Below are 18,655 nucleotides of genomic sequence, written 5' to 3'. Positions count from 1 at the left end.
ATTTGATCACATGACAAGATGTGCATCTACCTTAAATTTATGATTTTTATCAAAATCATTAGGGGATTCCTCAGGGCAATGTCACTACTACGCTAATTACTTAGTTAATAGTGCGCTTAATTTAAATCGTCTTAATTATAAAGCCTTCCTATGGAAGGCTTTATTTTTATCTACGAATATAAATAGAGCTCGTATTATCTTTGTGAGATTCAGGCACTCTGAATCCGAATTTCAACATAATATTAAATAAAACCTTATTAAACAGTTCTAATTCTATCGTCTCTAATTTGCTTCCTATTTTACTATCTCTAAGTTCAGGAAAATTGAACTTAGCTTCCTTTAAGATACTAGCTATCTCATCAGAATTGATGCTCTGTTTACTTAATAGTTTTTTGTTAATGAACTCTTCATATGCACGAGCACATTTCATCAATCGCAACGCAAATTCATTCATAACTGACATTCTTTGAAACGTAAAAAATTTAATTTTTAGTGAGAACACTTGCACTTCGCACTATCAAAAATAATATCAGAACGCAATTAATGCACTCTGTAAGAATTATCTGAATCAAGCTGAAGTAAAGGCTGAATATAACGTCCAATTAAAACATCTCTCCTAATTAGAACCGTCAATACAATTAAATATTTTCTTTGTTTAGGTCGCCTTTTCTTATAAGGAAATTACTTTTTCCATGGAGGAAGGCGGAACAAACAAGGTGGAAACACCACTTCCTCCCAAGAAAACAAAATAGCTTTAAACCTTTGTTTTAATTGAATTTAATATACGGCACGTATCTTGCCACTGATAATTAAACTAAGGCGTAGCATTCAAAGTATTCAAGCCAATAAGAGATGAGAGGAGCACACCTCATGAGTTCTTTAGACCCAGTAAAAATGGCAACCCAATTCGCACAATTGGACACAAACCCATTCAAAAACCGTTACCAAGCGCAAGCTAATGTGTACCAGTCACAACTGTCAGCTTTTAATAAAGTTGAAAGCGCACTACGTGATTTTCGTACTGCAATGAAAGAGATGAATAACAGCACAAACAGCATCATCAAAAACAGTGCGACACTCTCTCAAGAAGGTAACTTTACTGCAAACGCGGATGCTAAAGCGCTAACGGGTAACTATCAGATTTTTGTAGAAAAAGTGGCAACGGCGCATCAAGTATCTACAGGTATGCCTGCAGACCTTGAGGCAACGACAGAAGTACCAACAACTGGATCTTTAGAATTCACCATCAACGGTGAAACAATGACTCTAGACTTGTCCTCCGTTGATGTTAATGGTGACGGCACTGCAACGATCAGCGATTTAGCCAGTGCGATTAACAATCACACGGATAACCCTGGCGTTAACGCCACTCTAGTTCGCTCGAATGGTCAAACACACTTTATGCTATCGAGCACTGAGACTGGTGTCGAAAATAAGATCAACGTATCTGCATCGGGTACTGGCCAAGCGTGGTTTGAAGACGCCTTCACCAACCTCAAGCAAATCAACGCTCCGCAAGATGCGGTTATGTGGCTAGGTGCAAAAGACTCAGGCCTGAAACTAACCAACGCAAGTAATACTTTTGAAGGTGTCATCGACGGTGTTGACATTACCGTATCTAAACCGCAAGCCGCGGGAGATTCGCCAATCGGTTTAAAAATTGGAGCTGATAGCGAAGGCACTAAAGAACAACTAGATAAGTTTGTGGAAACCTACAATGCCCTTGTTTCGACTATCGATCAGTACACCCAAATTGGCGGCGAAGATCAGAAACGCGGCGTGCTCGCTAGCGACTCGACATTGCGTTCTATTGAGAGTCAGTTAACGGGGTTAATCCGAGGTGAACACAATGGTATGCGCCTAAGCGAAATCGGCGTGAGCCTAGACCGCAACGGTAAAATGAAAGTTGATCAAGAAAAGTTCAAAGAAGCTCAACAAACAAATAGCGCAGGCTTAGAGGCGTTGTTTAATGGGGATGACGCTTTGCTAGATTCTCTTGACGCGATGGTAGAGCCTTTCTTGAAGTTCTCATCAGGTACCTTCAGCACGCGTAAAGACGCAATACAGTCAAGCTTAGACCGAATCAAAGATAAACAAACCAATTTAGAGCGTAAGTACGAAATGTCGTACAACCGCTATCTCAAACAATTCACTCAAATGAATTCAATTATGACCCAAATGAACCAAACCATGTCCATGTTTAATGCTCAAAAATAAGACATTTGGTTCCAAATTTAGGAGAAATATTCATGCTTATGGATTCTGGTTACGATTCGTACCAACAAGTCGATCTCGACGCTCAAGCGGCAGCAGCAAATCCACACCAATTGGTCATCATGTTAATCGATGGCCTACTCGATGAAGTTGAACGTATTCGCGGCCACCTAGCCGCAAATCGTTTGGCCGAGAAAGGGAATGGAATCAACAAATGCATGAACATCTTGATTGGACTAACAAGTGCTTTAGATGATGAAAACGGCGGTGAAATTGCGGAAAACCTACGCCAGCTGTATGACTTCTGCCAAGTCGAACTTTATTACGCTAGCGTGCAAAACGATGCAAATCGCTTGGTTAACGTTGAGCGTGTAATGGGTAACATTCGTGAAGGTTGGATGAATTTTGGACAACAAGCATAAAGTATCGCCAGAGCGATTCCGTCATTTATCTCAGCTCATCCAGTTCGCCGCAAAAACGGCCGATTGGCATGCGCTCAAGCGGTACGACTTGCAGTTGCGAGAGCTTTTGATCAGTCACAAGCCTTTTTTGAAAGATCCTAAGCTTGCCCCTGAAATCCAGCGAGCGAAAACAGTGCACGCTAATGCCTTCGCAGTATTAGAGAAGTCGACCAACGAGTTGAAAAAAGAGATGAACATGGTCAATGACCATCAAGAACGCGCTATGGCCTATCAATTAGCAATGACCATGGAGCTAACTCAATGATCATACCTTCTTCAACTCAGCACTCGGGTAATTCGCCAGCTAACAATGAGGGTCACATCAAGCAAGCGAACTCGGTACACGGCTTTTCTCATGGTTTTAAATCAGGGAACAAGCAGAATGGTGAGCAAGACTTTAACTCTGCGTCAGCGGTACCGAGTTTTCACCTTACGGCCTCTACTTTGAACAGCGCAAACAAAGTACAAAGTCATGGTTTTGATACTGATGACCGCTCAGCTTCAGATCCGGATGCCAACTTGACCAGTACACCAGGGTTAACAGAATCGACTGATCTTGCAGCGCAAGCTCAAGCTTTAACCCAGGGTATGATTACCATGGCAGAGAAGCAGGCTGAGAAACTAGGAAAAGCGTCATCTTTAATGACTGCGAGCGAAGTTAAGTCTGTTACTCAAGATTCGTCTAACGCTATGTTAAACACATCATCAAAACAAGATGTGAAGCAAAGTCTGCCAACTTCATCGAGTTCGCGTTTGCCTATCTCCGGTGCTGAGTTTCAAACTCTTTTGAATCAACCTGTTCAAGGGCAACCAACCGCCTCTCTACTTCAAGCACAAGCTCCTACAACACAACCTGCACATTCACCGGTTGCGACGAGTCATGTTCAAGCTCAAGGCTCTGAGTGGGCAGCGGTGCGTGTTGATACCACTGCAGGAAAGTGGGGGGAGCAAATGATGCAAGTATTACATGATCGCGTGACGCTCCAAGCTCAACAAAATGTACAAGAAGCAAAAATCCGCCTAGACCCACCAGACTTAGGGAAATTGGATTTACTTGTACGTGTTGAAGGTGACCGATTGAGTGTCCACATCAACGCCAATGCCGCAGCAACACGAGAAGCTTTAATGCAAGTTTCGGAACGATTGCGTACTGAGTTACAAGAGCAAAACTTCGTTCATGTCGATGTCAATGTTGGCTCTGATCAAAACCAAGGTCGAAATGACCCACATGCAAACGAAGAAGACGCCAATATTTTCGCCGCACGAGAATCTGGTGCATTCCAAACCACGACAACAACTAACTATTCAGAACACTGGCTAAGCACTCAAGCTTAGTGAATCTTCGAGGAAAAAGGTTATGACCAAACAACAAATGATCGCCCTGTTTATCGCCATGATCATCACCAGTGCCCTCGTTTCGGCCGTCACAATTATGGGCGGAATCTGGTACTTAAACAAACACGCTCAAGAGTCACCTGACTCTGGTTCACTGATCGAAGACTCTCCACTGTCTTTTTTGGTCACAGAACAACCGACAAGTAAAGGTCCTAGCTTCCATCCTTTGGACAAAGTCGTTTTGACCGTTAAAGGCAAGAAACAGACTCACTTTGTGATGCTAGAACTGGCAATTGAGACACGCCGTCCAGAGCGTATCAAAGAGATCGATGAATACATGCCTATGGTACAAAACTCTCTATTAAAACTGTTTAGCGACAAAACGTTTGATCAGTTACAGCAAGCGGGTGCCATCGATATTCTGCAAGACGAAGTGAAGCAAACGCTTCTACTCGCTTTTGCTAAAACAGACATCGTCCGAGAAATCGACGATGTTTTGTTGACTAAATATGTTGTGCAATAACGGAGCACAACCATGTTAGACATGAATGTACAAGACACTTACACCACAGAAGAGGAAGTGACAACACCGTCACGACCAATTGATGAAAACGCATTGCTACAACGTCATCAGGTCATGGTAAAACGCGTAGTTAACCAGCTGCGCGTTCATGCCACTTCTCACTGTAGTATTGAAGATATGCAGCAGATAGGCCTTATCGCTCTAGTCGAGGCTGGACGCCGATATGGCGATGTTGACGATCCTCACTTTCCTGCTTTCGCCGTTTGTCGAGTTCGGGGAGCTATTTTAGACGAATTACGCCGACTAGATTGGCGTTCACGTAAGACTCGTCAACAAGCCCACGAGCTCAACGACGTGACTCGAGATCTCACTCGAACGTTAGGTCGAATGCCAACGGATGCCGAAATCATCCAGGCTTTAGGGACGAATGAGCAAGATTATTACAACCGCCAAAATGCCGCTCTCGCAGGCGAGATGCAAAGCCTTGACCAACTGATGGAGAGCAGCGGTGATAGCTACATTGGCGGGCAATACGATGGCATGGAACATGAACATATTCGTCGTAGTTTAGACAGTGCTTTGGGTAAATTACCTAAGCGCGATCAACTGCTCCTGACTCTGTTCTATCAACATGAACTCAACTTACACGAAATAGCTCTGGTATTGGATCTGACACCACCTCGTATATGTCAGCTTCACAAACAAGCGCTGAAACAACTCAACCAATTAATGTCCTCTTAGGAGTCACAAGATGCAAAAGTTTTTTGGAGTGCTCACTATCCTGGTGTGCGTCTTCGGTGGATATATGTGGGCCGGTGGTAGCTTAGGTGCTATCTGGCAGCCAGCCGAATTCCTTATCATTATTGGCGCCGCTGCTGGTTCTTTGATCATCGGTAATCCGCCTCATGTACTGAAAGAAATGCGTCGCCAAGTGCCAGCGACCATTAAAGGTCCAACAGAAGAGCATGAGTACTACATGGAATTAATGGCACTACTCAACAACTTGCTAGAGACAGCGAGAAACCGCGGATACAAGTTTCTGGATTCTCATATTGAGGCTCCGGAGCAAAGCTCTATGTTCCTCGCTTACCCGACGATCGCAGAAGATCATCGCCTAATTTCTTTCATTACTGACAATTTACGTTTAATGGCAATGGGACAGATGTCGCCTCATGAATTAGAGGGACTGCTAGAGCAAGAAATCGAAGCAATACAGAACGAAATGCTTTTACCTTCACGCTCACTACAGCGTACAGCAGAAGCACTACCTGGCTTCGGTATTCTTGCAGCAGTTGGTGGCATCATTATCACCATGCAAGCTATTGATGGCTCAATCGCTATGATTGGGTATCACGTTGCGGCAGCTCTCGTTGGTACATTCATTGGTATTTTCGGTTGTTACTGTGGCTTAGATCCACTAAGTAACGCCATGGCTCAGCGAGTAAAACGTAATATGACTGCTTTTGAGTGCGTTCGTGCAACCTTGGTTGCCTACGTAGCGAAAAAGCCGACATTGCTCGCCATTGACGCTGGTCGTAAACATATTCAGCTAGACATCAAACCAACATTCAACCAAATGGAGAAGTGGTTAGCTGAACAGGAGGGATAATGCAAAAACAAGAGCATGTAGTGTTCAAACGTGCCAAAGTATACAGCCATGATGAGTCGTCTCATGGCGGCGCGTGGAAAGTCGCGTTTGCTGACTTCATGATCGCCCTAATGGCGCTGTTTCTTGTACTTTGGGTTATGCAGGTGGTAGACAAAGAAGAGCGTAAAGCGATTGTTGCCCACTTGCATAGTTCAAGCGTATTCGACAAGAGTTACGGCAACCCATTTGATACGTCACAAAGTATTTCTCCTATCGACTTGGCACAGGACTCTTCTGTGCCAAGTAAACACAACTCCAACCATGTGGTAAGCTCTTACTTTAAAGGTGATGGGGATGGACCAGAAATTGATTCTTTGATTCCTGGTAACTTCGATACTCAAGAGCAACTTGCCGCACTAGCGAAAGTAATTGAGCAAATGACTGCCCAAATTAATGCGCAGGGAAATGTAAACGTCACGGTGACACCACAAGGTTTGCGTATCGTCCTTCAAGATGATTACAAACAGCATATGTTCAGCCGTGGTGGTGCAGAACTTACTCCTTTTTTTGAAGATTTACTGCTCGCACTAGCACCTGTATTTCATCGTGTTAACAACCCTCTGATCATCAGCGGACACACAGATGCAATTCCATTTAAAAAGCGTTTTGGTCGTCAATCTAACTGGGCGTTATCAGCCTCTCGAGCAGACGTAGCAAGAAATACGTTAGTTGAAGGCGGTATGCCGGATGATAGAGTAATGCAGGTAACGGGTATGTCAGATAGAGCGCTGCTTAATCCTGATGAGCCAGATTCTAGCGAAAACCGTCGTATTGAGCTGTTTGTTTTAACGACTCCTGCCGCTAAAGTGCTTGAGACCCTTTTTGGCAACCACCAAGAAAGCGAACTGCAAAAAGCGAAAGATAAGGCTGAATTCAACCAACCAGTCATTCGTCAAGAAGTCATCAATTACTCCGGCGATACCGCCACCAGCGAAGTAAAAATTCAAGAATTATAATCTTAAAAGGTCACCACTCTGATGGTGACCTCTCTAACCAAAGCCTCTGTTACTGTGACTTTTTAGTTGAGTTCTATATGCACATAACATCATCCGAAAAAAGAAAAAGCGACTTACTAAAGAAAGCCTTTTTATGGCTCATTGTCTTCGATTACCTTTTATTGGCGTTTTTCTTAACTCAGCTATCAAGTATGACACTAAACAGCGGAACCATGATCAGCTTGTTACTTGTTGTTTATAACGTCTTACTTGTTTCGCTATGTTTTCAACGAACCAACAAGCAGGACTCTTACATTATCTACCCTGTTTTGTCCGCAACGTTATTAGCATTTGTCTGCTTTCTTTACTTCTTTTTTTTAATTTAGCTCCCCGACTCGACCATTGATTTTATTTTTACTGCTTTTTCGAAGTGGTCGAGCTGATGAGTCTGAATCCACCACGTAGCCGCTTCCATCAACAGCTCTGGGTCGTCATTTTTATTAGCGAAAAACGCATAAAATGAGAGACCAACCAATTCACCTTTACTCGCGATCTTTTTGTCACAGACCTCTATAATTTTGTCTCTCAGCGAAGCTCTCATTTCTAATCCCTTAACCTAGTACATACTCACTAACCATACGGTTGAAAGAAATCAAATCAAACGAGCCTTTAATTTCAAAACGCACTCTTCCCACCTCACTCATGAAGAACTCGATTTCACAATCCAAATCAAAAGTACCAGAGGTCTCGATAGAAAATGCATTGATCTTACTGTAAGGCAAAGAAGTGTAATCCACTTTTGAGCCGGTAATCCCTTGCACATTTGCCGCTATCACTCGCTTGTTCGTAAACACCACTTGGTCACGAACTGTTTTAAAAGCAGCGAAAATAGTCTCACCATCAATCAAGAACTTAAGGAAGTCTTCTCTGGCATTAGAAACGTCAATCGGCTTAAGCTTAAATACAGAGGAATTGTCGAAATCAATCATAATTAATCCTTTGAGTGGGCGTTAGAACGAATTATCAACGTATCAGATAGCACCACTTTTGCCTACTCGCAACGCACGTTTCTGCTTGATTCGCCCAACAACGAAGCGTCACTCACTTCCACCCTTGCATCCATTGCTCAGAGTCTTTTAGGTCTTGCCAGTTCATCTCTCGGTCGCGTTTACTCATGACTGCCTCGATGACACATCTCACAACGTTACCATCTTCATCTAGTTCCATTTCCGTCACGACAAAATGCTTCTCTTTGTTTTTAGGTGAAATTGCCGTCCATTTACTGTGCAATAGTTTCTTAGGGTGGATTCTGTTCATCGCATTGTACCAATTTAACTACCATGTTGATGTATACGACTGAATACCAAGAGAGAATCAGATTTTGTTTTTGCAAACCGACAAAAGATAAAACCGCAAAAGAGATCACTCCCTTTCGCGGCTCTAACTACAATCCGACTAGGTCTTCTGACCATTCAGTCGAGGGTTTAAGTACTGACTTTGTAGCAACTGTAACCCTTTACCGACCAGAACAATCACTACCGCGCCAATCAGGACAGGCGTGAAGAGAAAACTCCATCCCTGCCCAGACGCCATGATCAAAATTGGATTTGCCCCCGCAGGTGGATGAGTGGTCTTCGTAATCAGCATCGCAGACACACCTAGCCCCGTCGCAATCGCGAGCGTGACCGGCGTGACGTCAACATACTGGCTAAACGCAATACCGATAGATGCCGTAATGAAGTGACCAATGATCACGTTTTTTGGTTGAGCGAGAGGGCTGCTAGGCACCCCAAACACCAGTACTGCGGTAGCACCAAATGGTGCCATCAGGAGTACAACCTCCGTCAGTGATACCTCAGCGTAGGACAATACGCCAATAGCCAACGTAGCGCCAAGCCCGGCAACCAACGATAAAATTAAATTATTCATAAACACCTCAAAGTAGACCGAATTGTCTACAAAATAAAATAGACAAATCTGTCTACCTTTGTCAATATGTGTTTATGGAACTTTTTGAGGACGTAGTTATGAACAAAAAGAAACAGTTATTGATCGACACAGCTTTGTCACTGTTTTATAAACAAGGCATCAACTCTATTGGCATCAATGAAGTCCTCAATGTTTCCGGCGTGGCTAAACGCACGCTATATAACCATTTTGAGAGCAAAGAAGCGCTTATCATCGCCGCATTAGAACAACGCCACCAAGTATTTATGGAATGGTTGGAGGAAAAGCTTTCTTCAGCACAAACGTGCGCGGAGGTGATCGATCAGTTATTTACAGCACTCAACGGCTGGTTTCATGGCTCTGAAGAAAAGTTGGGCGAGTTTCGCGGTTGCTTTTTCATCAATACGTCCGCGGAATTCAGTGACGACAGTGGCGAGATCGCAACGTATTGCCGCTACCATAAGCAGCAAGTCAGAGAGCTAATTCATCACTATCTCAAATCAGACAACGCTGCATTACTCGATGCCATTTGCATCATGAAAGAGGGCGCGATCACTACCGCTTACATGACGAAAGAGTACGACAACATCACGAAGAAATGCGTGACCATTTTGCACAAGCTTTAATGCGTTCAGGTATAGTCATTTGCGGATTAAGTATGCAAACCAAAGGCACCAATCGGTGCCTTTCGTTTTAGTTAGTGAGTGTACTTACAGCTCGTGCTCGGTACGAGCAATGATATCGTCTTGAGCATCTGGTGATAGCGCGGTGAAGAAGGCTGAGTAGCCTGCAACTCGCACAACCAGATCACGATATTGTTCAGGGTTCTTCTTCGCAGCTAGCAAGGTCTCGCGAGAGACGATGTTGTACTGCACGTGCCAACCTTTGTGGTGGTTGAAGAAGGTGCGAATCAACATAGATAGCTTGAGCTTATCCCCTTCAGACTCAACTGCCGCAGGGCTTAACTTCTGGTTAAGCAGCACGCCACCAAGGATCTTATTCGCTTGGATCTTACCGACCGAGTTGTACACCGCCGTTGGACCTAAACGGTCTGAGCCAGATGACGGGCTTGCACCTTCTGCCAATGGCGTTTTCGCTTTACGACCGTCCGGCGTTGCCATGGTTGAAGCACCGAATGGGACGTTTGCCGAGATACTTGATGTACCTGCGTAGTAACCGCCGCCAATTGGACCACGCCCATGACGCGTATTAACGAACTGTTCTAGCTCATCAATGTACACTTGGTAAGCGTCTGCCAGTAGTTGGTCTACTGCGTCATCATCGTTACCGTATTTTGGTGCAAAGTTGATAAGACGTTGGCGAAGCTGTTCGTTCTCCATGCCGTCGAAATCTTCAGCCAATGCTTTTGCTAGCTGTTGTTGTGAGATAAGGGGCTGGGTGATTTGCGCATCATCGAAAACAAGGTGCTTGATGGCGGCTAGGCTGTTGCCCAAGTTTGCGATACCGACTTGCAAGCCAGATACCCAGTCGTATTTCGCACCGCCTTCTTTCACAGTTTTACCACGAGCCAAACAGTCATCCACCAGAGTTGAACAGAAGATGTCTTGTGCTTGCTGTTCAAGTACGCTGTCGACTACCGTATCAATCTCAATCGATTTACGGGTGTAGTAGCGGATTTGCTCTGCCCAAGAAGCTGTCACTTGCTCAAAGTTCTCAAAGTTGCCTTTTGCTAATGACTTATCGTGCGGCAAGAAAGCTTTACCCGTTGTTGCATCCACACCTTCGTTCAATGAGGCAAGCAAGATACGAGCGAAGTTAATGAAGCTCATGCCCGTACAACGGTAACCCCATTTGCCCGGAACCGCCGTCTCGATACAGCCGATAGATGCGTAGTTGTAAGCGTCTTCTTTCTCTACGCCAAGCTTGATGAATTCAGGGATGACAATCTCATCGTTGTTGAACGCAGGCATACCGAAGCCGCACTTAATCACCTCGATACAGCCCATCAGGAATTCTTGGTTCAAACCCTCATGGTAACGCACACTCAAGTTAGGTTGCGTCGAACGCAACTGACCACAAGATTCGAGAATCGCCCAAGAAAGTGGATTCACTGCGTCTTCAGGCTCACCCTTGTCATTCAACTTCTGACCGCCGATACACACGTTTTGATACAACGGAGAACCTGCGGAGGCTTTTGAGTGCGCGCCAGAGCGAATCTTGTTTACTTCAAGCAGCTTCAACCAGCAGCTTTGTAATAGCTCTAGTGCAAAGTCTTTTTCAATCGCGCCGTTTTCGATATCGCGAACATAAAATTCGTTTAGGAATTGGTCCATACGACCGAAAGAAACCGAGTGACCATTCGATTCGATTTGTAGCATCAACTGAACGAAATAGCTCAACTGCAGTGCTTGCCAGAAGTTTTCTGGTGCGTGGCTCGCGACATGACGACAGTTTGCCGCAATGCTTTCTAACTCAGCTTTGCGCAGCGGGCGTGTCTCTTCTAGCGCCATTTTTGACGCCAATTCAGCGTAGCTCACTATGTGATCTTGAATCGCAAGCAGTACGATTTCGACCGATTTGTAGAACTGCTCTTTCTTCAAGCCTTCAAAGGTCGAAACATCATTGTTAGCACGGTGCTGACGAACATCCTCTAACAAACCGTTCATGCCTAGCTTCAAGATTTTCTCGTTGTCCACCGCAAGGTGCGCGTCACCCGAAGTCATGTTGCCTTCGGCTTTAATGATGGTGCTGGCTAAGATTTCTTGCTGCTCATCAGTGAACAAGCCATAACAACGGTCTTGAACGGTTTTACCGCGCCAGTACGGCGTGATACTGTGGATGCTTTGTTTATCTTCTTCGGTGACAGCAAAGCCAGCACCTGGTCGGTCGGCTAGCTCATCAATTTCCGCTTCAATCCAACGTACAGTGTATTCTGGGAAAATAGGCGCAGCGCGCACTTTGCTCGCTTGGTTACCGACGATCAATTCATCGTGTTTAATCCAAATCGTACGAGTGCGTAAGTGCTCTTGCAGTGCTAGCGCACGTTGGACAATCACAGGTTTGTCTTCGTTTGCTTGATAAGCACGAGTGTATGCCTCTGCACGCTCGGTACAGACAGGTGGCGTTACGATATTTACCAGTGCCGATTTGTGCGCTTTGATACGCTCAGGAAGGTAATTCAGGTCCATAGTTAACCTCTTACAATCACGTTAAGTTGGGTGTTTTCGCTTGCGTATTGCATGGCGCTTTCTAGCAGTTCTGGTTTGTTTAATGGCTTGTCAGAACACTCGTAAGGCATATCGAGCAAGCGGTATTTATTGATGCCGAGCGTGTGGTACGGCAGCAAGTGAAGTTCTTGGCAGCTTTCTAGTGAAGCCGCAAAATCGATGATGTCTTTCAACTCTTCGATGGTGTCATTGAACCCCGGCACCACTGGAACGCGAATCACAATGCGTTTCGCGATAGGTGCCAGTTTTCGGAAATTGTCTTTGATGCGTTTTAGTGAACCTTTCGCCCAGCTAAGAAACTTTTCTTCATCGGTGTGTTTTAAATCCGCCAACCAACAATCGATATGCGGCGCGGCTTTTTCGACGTTCTTCCACGGCACATGCATGCACGATTCAATCGCAGTCGAGACTTGGTTGTCATGCAGACGCTGTGCGAGTTCTGCCACCAAATCCGCTTGCATGAGTGGCTCACCACCGGAGAATGTCACGCCACCTTGGCTTTGGTCATAGAAAGGTTTGTCTTTCATTAAGGTGTCGAACAACATGTCTGATTTCGCCTCTTCACCGCAGACAGTCAGTGCTTGCGTAGGACAGACGTCTCGCAGCGCGATCAGTTGGTCTTCTTTGATGGCTTTGCGATTGATGATGATCTGGTTGTCGATACGTTGAATACCATCACCCATCATTTCACTACCCGCTGTAGATTGAGTTGTGGCTTGATAAGCAGAAACGCACAGCTGGCAACCTTCCATACAACTTCGCTGATCAAATAAGAGTGAATGCTTTTCGCTGCGGCTTTCTGGGTTTTGACACCAAGGGCAAGACAAGCTGCATCCTTTAAGAAAAAGAATGGAACGAATGCCATCGCCATCATGGGTAGAGAATCGTTGGATATTGAAATACATCTCTGCTTGCCTCTTGGTTTGTGCTACTGCTGTGTACCTAATTCGTTTCTTTTGCTCGTTGAGTCTTATGAACAGCTTTTGTGTTTTCTAACTGAAAGCTTCATTTGAGCGTTTACAAGTTTCACTTGACTTTCATTTAATGAAATTATTATGGCTTCAAATGAAATTTCAATTGATCAAAATCAAGATCTCGTTCGATTGTCAGATCTATAGTGATCCCATCATCAAAACGAAGATTTTGTTTAAGGTAGAAACCATGATTGAACTTTATTTAGATACTGCTGATGTGGCAGAAGTAAAACGCTTTAACCAGTGCCTACCGCTAAAAGGCGTGACGACAAACCCAAGCATTTTGGCGAAGTCAAAGCAGGGACTGAATGAAACCCTAGCAGGCATGCAAGAAGCACTTGGCGGGACACCTCGCTTTCATGCTCAAGTCGTGAGTTCAACCGTCGAAGGCATGCTGGCAGAAGCGCGCCAACTTAATGAATTTCCTTACGATATGGTGGTAAAAGTGCCAGCAACAGAAACGGGCTTAGCAGCAATTAAGCTAATGAAAGAAGAGGGAATTCAGGTTCTTGCTACCGCTATCTATTCAGCTCAACAAGGCTTCCTTGCAGCACTGTGCGGTGCAGACTACCTAGCACCTTACGTAAACCGCATTGATGCGATGAACGGCAACGGTGTTGAAGTGGTCGCGGATCTTCAATTGTTGCTCGATCAAAACCAACTACCAGCGAAGATTTTGGCAGCCAGTTTCAAAAACACTCAACAAGCGATGGAGGTGATGAAACTAGGCATCGAAGCCATTACATTGCCAACCGATGTGGCGGCACAAATGTTCGCTCACCCAGCAGTAAAACCAGCAGTTGAACAGTTCGATAAAGACTGGAAAGAGACGTTCGGCGAGAAACTTTCATTTGAAAGCTAATTAAAAGTAGCAGCTAGATGTCTTAGTTAGGGTCTATTGAACTTTCATGGTTAAATTTTGTTCGAGATAAAAGCGTTTTAATCGCGGCGAGAGGTTTGCCGCCTAGTCATTCTAAGCAATTACCTCTCAACAAAGAGTAAAACGCTTTTAGCCGAACCCTTCGGGCAGCGTTTGTGGTTCATTTCTACTTCATTACCGGCTTATCAGTTACACCAACTACATTTCAAATGTCTCTGCCTCATATAAATTACCCACAAACAGCTGCAAAAATCAGCTTGAAAGCTCAATAGACCCTATTAATAAAGGGAATCTTAACTCACCCTGTGCGCCGGTGAACTTAAGGTTCCCTTTTGTATTTCATATAAACAGGTGAGGTTTACAGCAGTTCTCTGTTGGTCAGTGACCACAGGTACACGCGCTTGAGTAAACTGATTTTGAACCTCTTACGAATACCTCGTTTGGAATTGCGGAGTCGGTTTGGTATCGCAATAGCTTTCATCTCGGTTTTCATTTCTTTTCTATCCAACAACACAGTAGACCTCCGATGCAATAAGCCAGCAGATCTTTCCAATCAAATGTGGCGCCCAAAATCACAGCCAGAGGCGATGAAGATTCGATACCAAGCCAAACTACAACCTGTAACAGTTGCCCTAACTCAACAGCAAAAGCAATCAACACCACCAGTGAAACCAGCCAGTTAACGGGCATGGAAAACAAGCTTGCAAGAGAGTAGTAGAGCCAAACCACAACCAGAACATCACCAAATGTCGGACGAATAAAGCTGTCTCGAACATAGAGCGCAATAACGACCAATGCGATAAAACACACCAAGCTTTTGAGTCCGTTTTTTGCAGAAAATCGCAGGTGGATAGCGGACGTCTCTTCCACCATATCACTTGGCTGACCAGTGAGAGTTGCTCGCTTAAACGTCTTCATGATTCGCCTTTGCACTTTCTTCCGCTTTCTTATTTCGTGCGTACCAGTCGATGTTGCGTGTAATGACCATAGTGAAGCTCAAAATCGCGAAACACAGCAATGTCCCCATAACCAATGCGTAGCTTTCTGCTTGTAGCAAGCCAAACAGTAATCCGTAGAGAGTGAGCAAACACGCTCCGAAGATCGCGCCGTGTTTGGTGTTGCTCAACATACCGCTCACGTAAACACTTAAAAGCCCCGTCGATGCGACTGCTGACACCACATATGCCCAGTTAAAGCCGAGGTGTTCACTCATCGAAATCAGCAATAGATAGAAAAGTGCTAAAGCCAGACCAATAAAGCCGTATTGCACTGGGTGAACCGGACGCGCTTGGAACAGCTCCAGTAAGAAGAAACTCGCAAACACTAATGTGATAACCAATAGTGAATAGTTCACAGCTCGGTGGGATTTCAAATAGTGGTCCACGGGATCAATCAAATCTACGCCCATTTGTCGCTGTTCAAGCTCGTGACAAGCGTGACTCGATGACAAACAGCTTTGGAACAGCTGCGCGATATTGGTAGAGAAATTATTGCTCGCCCACTGTGCATTAAATCCATCTTCGGATACCTCTGACGACACTGGTAAGTAATCACCGATAAAGCTTGGATGAGCCCATGTTGAAGAGAGCTCAACCGTTGTTTGACTGCCGATTGGTGTGACTTGAAGCTGAGCCATCCCTTGCAGCAAGAAGTTAAGATCGAAAGCCAAAGGTTGTGCTGGGTTTAGGTCTGCAAGTGTCAGATCACTGTGGAAGCCTTGTGGTAACTGATTTAACCCCGTTCCCGGTGCGACGTCGATATCAGAGCTCGCCATGGTCATGTCATCCAAACGAATCAATCCACGGCTGTCTTCAATGCCAACCACTAGGCTCATGTTTTCAATATCAAGCCCCTGCAATGCCGAGAGATCGTCTGCATCAAAAGTACCTTTCAGCGCCACTTGTGCTTTGTATAAACGCGCACGGTAAATGCCTCGGTACTTTTCAAAACTGTCCAGATTCGCGCTCATATCAAAAGTGCTAGGTAGGAGGAATTTACGACGCTCTTTAATCTGTACTTTGTCATCTCGGTAACTGGTTTCGGTGTAGTTAACCATGATGAATGGACCAATGATGCGCTGTTCGCCGCTGCTGCTGCGTGCGATGTCGTTTCTGACTTCATCTTGGCGATATGAGCGTTCTGAGATCAGCCCTGTGACCATTGAAAGCGGGATTTGCAGTAAGACAAACAAAAACAGCACGAAGGCGAACTTTGTGCCGAGTTGGTTATTGAGGATCTTTTTCATGTTTCATTCTCCATTTGCTGATGGGAGTAATCTAAATCAGCAATTTGGAGAACGAATGGAGCTAATGTGGAGTTTCTATGGAGTTGGTAAAATCAGGGTCACTTTCACGCCAGAATCGACGTTTTCTACTTGCAACTGACCTTTGTGCAGCTTGATCCCTTGCTCAACAAAATTAAGCCCAAGCCCAGTGCTCTTAACACCATTTTTCCGAGCGAGGGAATAAAAGCGCTCGGTCAAACGAGGCATCGCATAGTTAGGAATGTGAGGACCTGAATTGAAAATCGACAGGCACACTTTCTCTTTCGTGACCTCAGTTTTCCATTCAATGCGTCCCTCTGAATCAACAAAATCCAGCGCATTGTCCATCAAGTTAAAAACGGCTTGTTTCAGTAAGAAGGCATCACCAAGCACGGAGAGATGGTCATCAATTTGGATGTTGGCAGTGACCGACTTAGCACTCAAGCGCGCATCCGCCGATTCAACCACTTCATTGACCATTTGTTTTAGCGAGATAGCTTGAACTTGTTCTAGTTCAGGGCGCTTTTCAAGACGAGCAAGTTCTAGCAACTTATCAATCAATGACTGCATGCGATCGCTTTCTCGCTCAATGTTGCCAGCAAAGCGCGTGACCTTTTCTTCAGGCAACGGCATTTGCAATATTTCACTCGCGCCTTTAATCGCTGATAACGGGCTTTTCAGCTCATGAGTCAGCGTCTGTACGTACTCTTCCACATATTGTTTACCATCGAGTTGATTGCGCATCTTCTCTAATGCGTCGCTTAGCGTGCCGTACTCATAAAAGATACGAAATGTCGGCTTAGAGACCTTTTCACCTTCACCCATTTTGGTCGCGTAGTCTTCTAGCTTGTTCAGTGCTGAGTGAATTCGCCAAGCAAACAATGCCCCTGCCAATAGCACTAAACCACTCATCCACACCATCCAAAACAGCACATTGCGTTTAGAAAGATCGATGAAGGGTTGTACTGAGCGATTGGGTTTTGCCACCGTCACGCTGCCAATGATTTCACCTTTGTGGTAAATGGGCGCAGCCACGTGCATAACGGTTGAGAGCGGATCTTTCGGGTCTTCGATGGTACTGCGCGCGCCGTATTGACCACGCAACGTGAGATATACATCGTTCCATTGCGAGTAGTCTTTGCCTACGTCTTGCTGCCAAGAATCCGCAATCACAATGCCTTGTTTATCGGTAATGTAAATTCGATGGTTAATCGCTTTTTTGCCAATTTCCCAAATGCGCGCTTGAGGCTCTCGCTGCCCATAAGCCGCTAGTAGTTTGGAGAAGCGACTTTCAGACAACTTTCCGTTCGCAACATCTTCTTCTGCCAATACTGCAAGCAAGTTCGCCATATCCACCAGCGTCTCTTCGGTGGTTTGACGCACGGTTGGCTTAAGTTCTTGGACGACCGTTTTGCTCACCATGTAAGCCGTCATTCCGACTAAGATGAAGTAGAGAAAAAACAGTCTGAGTCCAAGAGGGATCTTCGGCCAGCGATTCATCATTCACCTTTAATGCAGTAAAAGTAACCAAAGCCACGCTTGGTACAGATGCGTTCAGACATCTCAAACGGCTTCAACTTATGGCGAATGGCTTTGATGTGGGTATCAATATTGCGCTCGTACGCAGCTTCCGGCGCCATGTCAGCAGCGACCATAAGTTGCTCTCGGCTCAATACATTGGAAGAGACAGAAATCAGTTTATCGAGAATCTTAAATTCGACCGCAGTTAACCCAAGCATTTGCCCGCCAACACCGTAGTCGAAGTTCTGCGCAACTAAATCATGGTTCAAATGAGGTTGTTCTGGAACAGCTACAGGCTCTGGTTTGTCCTCCATCATTGGCGCTTTAGCTTTGATTCGAAGTTTAATGCGAGCCAACATTTCGCGCGGGCTAAATGGCTTAGTCACGTAATCATCCGCGCCAATTTCCAAACCGACTACGCGATCAATTTCATCGCTTCTTGCGGTGAGAAAGATTATGGGAATATCAGAAAACTCACGGATGGTTTTGCATAATTCAAAACCATTGCCATCCGGTAAGCCTACGTCTAAGACAAGTAACGCTGCGGAGTTGTGCTGCAAAAAAGCTAAGCCCTCTCCTGCTGTTGTAAACCACTCTGCGTGGTAGCCATCCATCTCTAATACATGAATCAGGTTCTCTGCGATAGCAGATTCATCCTCGATAATAAGGACGGTGGGTTGTTCGCTCAATGTCTTAGCCTCATTGACGGTGTTTATCTTTATGTTGGTATTATCACTTAATTTGGGGCCAAGGCTAGTGGATTGAT

The 18,655-nt window shown here is 45.0% G+C and carries 22 protein-coding genes; 11 read left to right on the top strand and 11 right to left on the bottom strand.

What is annotated here, in order from left to right:
* Positions 1-166 precede the first annotated feature (166 nt).
* Positions 167-454 (bottom strand): hypothetical protein, encoded by a 288-nt coding sequence (locus R7E51_RS07315; RefSeq protein ID WP_005375016.1) that lies wholly within the window; start codon positions 452-454, stop codon positions 167-169.
* Positions 455-870: 416 nt separating this feature from the next.
* Here R7E51_RS07315 and fliD point away from each other — a divergent pair, with 416 nt between their 5' ends.
* The 9 genes from fliD to R7E51_RS07270 all read left to right on the top strand — a co-directional run bounded on the left by fliD (position 871) and on the right by R7E51_RS07270 (position 7,502).
* Positions 871-2,217, top strand: a complete 1,347-nt coding sequence (gene fliD / locus R7E51_RS07310; RefSeq protein ID WP_005375015.1) for a flagellar filament capping protein FliD — start codon at positions 871-873, stop codon at positions 2,215-2,217.
* 32 nt (positions 2,218-2,249) lie between these two features.
* Positions 2,250-2,636, top strand: a complete 387-nt coding sequence (gene fliS, locus R7E51_RS07305; RefSeq protein WP_005375014.1) for a flagellar export chaperone FliS — start codon at positions 2,250-2,252, stop codon at positions 2,634-2,636.
* Positions 2,620-2,940, top strand: coding sequence for a hypothetical protein (locus R7E51_RS07300; protein WP_005375013.1), 321 nt, complete (start codon positions 2,620-2,622; stop codon positions 2,938-2,940). Before fliS ends, R7E51_RS07300 begins: the two co-directional genes overlap by 17 nt.
* Positions 2,937-4,010: a flagellar hook-length control protein FliK gene (locus R7E51_RS07295; RefSeq protein ID WP_065275489.1), complete on the top strand. Its 1,074-nt coding sequence runs from the start codon at positions 2,937-2,939 to the stop codon at positions 4,008-4,010. Before R7E51_RS07300 ends, R7E51_RS07295 begins: the two co-directional genes overlap by 4 nt.
* Before the next feature lie 22 nt (positions 4,011-4,032).
* Complete coding sequence (locus tag R7E51_RS07290) at positions 4,033-4,533, top strand: flagellar basal body-associated FliL family protein (RefSeq protein WP_005375011.1); 501 nt, start codon at positions 4,033-4,035, stop codon at positions 4,531-4,533.
* A 12-nt stretch (positions 4,534-4,545) separates the two neighbouring features.
* On the top strand, positions 4,546-5,274 hold the full coding sequence (locus R7E51_RS07285; protein ID WP_005375008.1) for a FliA/WhiG family RNA polymerase sigma factor: 729 nt from the start codon (positions 4,546-4,548) through the stop codon (positions 5,272-5,274).
* Positions 5,275-5,284: 10 nt separating this feature from the next.
* Positions 5,285-6,142: a flagellar motor stator protein MotA gene (gene motA / locus R7E51_RS07280; RefSeq protein WP_005375006.1), complete on the top strand. Its 858-nt coding sequence runs from the start codon at positions 5,285-5,287 to the stop codon at positions 6,140-6,142.
* Positions 6,142-7,137 carry a flagellar motor protein MotB gene (locus tag R7E51_RS07275; protein ID WP_005375003.1) on the top strand — a complete coding sequence of 332 codons (996 nt, stop codon included), beginning with the start codon at positions 6,142-6,144 and terminating at the stop codon, positions 7,135-7,137. The genes motA and R7E51_RS07275 overlap by 1 nt, the downstream gene beginning before the upstream one ends.
* A gap of 77 nt (positions 7,138-7,214) precedes the next feature.
* On the top strand, positions 7,215-7,502 hold the full coding sequence (locus R7E51_RS07270; protein WP_005375002.1) for a hypothetical protein: 288 nt from the start codon (positions 7,215-7,217) through the stop codon (positions 7,500-7,502).
* Here R7E51_RS07270 and R7E51_RS07265 read toward each other — a convergent pair.
* The 4 genes from R7E51_RS07265 to R7E51_RS07250 form a co-directional block, all read right to left on the bottom strand.
* On the bottom strand, positions 7,499-7,717 hold the full coding sequence (locus tag R7E51_RS07265; protein ID WP_017634431.1) for a DUF6500 family protein: 219 nt from the start codon (positions 7,715-7,717) through the stop codon (positions 7,499-7,501). The two genes, R7E51_RS07270 and R7E51_RS07265, sit on opposite strands and share 4 nt — an antisense overlap.
* 10 nt (positions 7,718-7,727) lie before the next feature.
* Positions 7,728-8,105 carry a PH domain-containing protein gene (locus R7E51_RS07260; RefSeq protein WP_005386881.1) on the bottom strand — a complete coding sequence of 126 codons (378 nt, stop codon included), beginning with the start codon at positions 8,103-8,105 and terminating at the stop codon, positions 7,728-7,730.
* A 112-nt stretch (positions 8,106-8,217) separates the two neighbouring features.
* Complete coding sequence (locus R7E51_RS07255; RefSeq protein WP_005374999.1) at positions 8,218-8,433, bottom strand: TIGR02450 family Trp-rich protein; 216 nt, start codon at positions 8,431-8,433, stop codon at positions 8,218-8,220.
* A 138-nt stretch (positions 8,434-8,571) separates the two neighbouring features.
* Positions 8,572-9,045 (bottom strand): HPP family protein, encoded by a 474-nt coding sequence (locus R7E51_RS07250; RefSeq protein ID WP_005374998.1) that lies wholly within the window; start codon positions 9,043-9,045, stop codon positions 8,572-8,574.
* A 98-nt stretch (positions 9,046-9,143) separates the two neighbouring features.
* On the opposite strand from R7E51_RS07250, the gene R7E51_RS07245 reads away from it, so the two are divergent.
* The gene (locus tag R7E51_RS07245) at positions 9,144-9,689 is read left to right on the top strand and encodes a TetR/AcrR family transcriptional regulator (protein ID WP_025768600.1); all 546 of its coding nucleotides are present in this window, start codon (positions 9,144-9,146) and stop codon (positions 9,687-9,689) included.
* A gap of 84 nt (positions 9,690-9,773) precedes the next feature.
* Here the strand turns inward: R7E51_RS07245 and R7E51_RS07240 are convergent, their stop codons facing one another.
* On the bottom strand, positions 9,774-12,212 hold the full coding sequence (locus tag R7E51_RS07240; protein ID WP_206957657.1) for a formate C-acetyltransferase/glycerol dehydratase family glycyl radical enzyme: 2,439 nt from the start codon (positions 12,210-12,212) through the stop codon (positions 9,774-9,776).
* A gap of 2 nt (positions 12,213-12,214) precedes the next feature.
* On the bottom strand, positions 12,215-13,156 hold the full coding sequence (locus tag R7E51_RS07235) for a glycyl-radical enzyme activating protein (protein ID WP_033906693.1): 942 nt from the start codon (positions 13,154-13,156) through the stop codon (positions 12,215-12,217).
* A gap of 256 nt (positions 13,157-13,412) precedes the next feature.
* Here R7E51_RS07235 and R7E51_RS07230 point away from each other — a divergent pair, with 256 nt between their 5' ends.
* Positions 13,413-14,087 (top strand): fructose-6-phosphate aldolase, encoded by a 675-nt coding sequence (locus R7E51_RS07230; RefSeq protein WP_206957656.1) that lies wholly within the window; start codon positions 13,413-13,415, stop codon positions 14,085-14,087.
* A gap of 507 nt (positions 14,088-14,594) precedes the next feature.
* On the opposite strand, the gene R7E51_RS07225 is transcribed toward R7E51_RS07230, so the two are convergent.
* The 4 genes from R7E51_RS07225 to R7E51_RS07210 form a co-directional block, all read right to left on the bottom strand.
* Positions 14,595-15,023: a ribosomal maturation YjgA family protein gene (locus R7E51_RS07225; RefSeq protein WP_054730092.1), complete on the bottom strand. Its 429-nt coding sequence runs from the start codon at positions 15,021-15,023 to the stop codon at positions 14,595-14,597.
* Positions 15,010-16,350, bottom strand: a complete 1,341-nt coding sequence (gene creD, locus R7E51_RS07220) for a cell envelope integrity protein CreD (protein ID WP_054730095.1) — start codon at positions 16,348-16,350, stop codon at positions 15,010-15,012. Before creD ends, R7E51_RS07225 begins: the two co-directional genes overlap by 14 nt.
* Before the next feature lie 75 nt (positions 16,351-16,425).
* A complete protein-coding gene (creC, locus tag R7E51_RS07215) occupies positions 16,426-17,868 on the bottom strand; it encodes a two-component system sensor histidine kinase CreC (RefSeq protein ID WP_206957655.1) in 1,443 nt (480 codons plus the stop codon).
* Entirely contained in the window at positions 17,868-18,578 is a 711-nt protein-coding gene (locus tag R7E51_RS07210) for a response regulator (protein ID WP_053307945.1), read from the bottom strand. Before R7E51_RS07210 ends, creC begins: the two co-directional genes overlap by 1 nt.
* Between the last annotated feature and the right edge of the window lie 77 nt (positions 18,579-18,655).

The organism is Vibrio sp. Vb1166 (assembly GCF_033338695.1).
Classification (GTDB): Bacteria; Pseudomonadota; Gammaproteobacteria; order Enterobacterales; family Vibrionaceae; genus Vibrio; species Vibrio alginolyticus.
The sequence above is the reverse complement of the archived record's forward strand: the minus strand, read 5'-3'. Positions and strand labels throughout refer to the sequence as shown.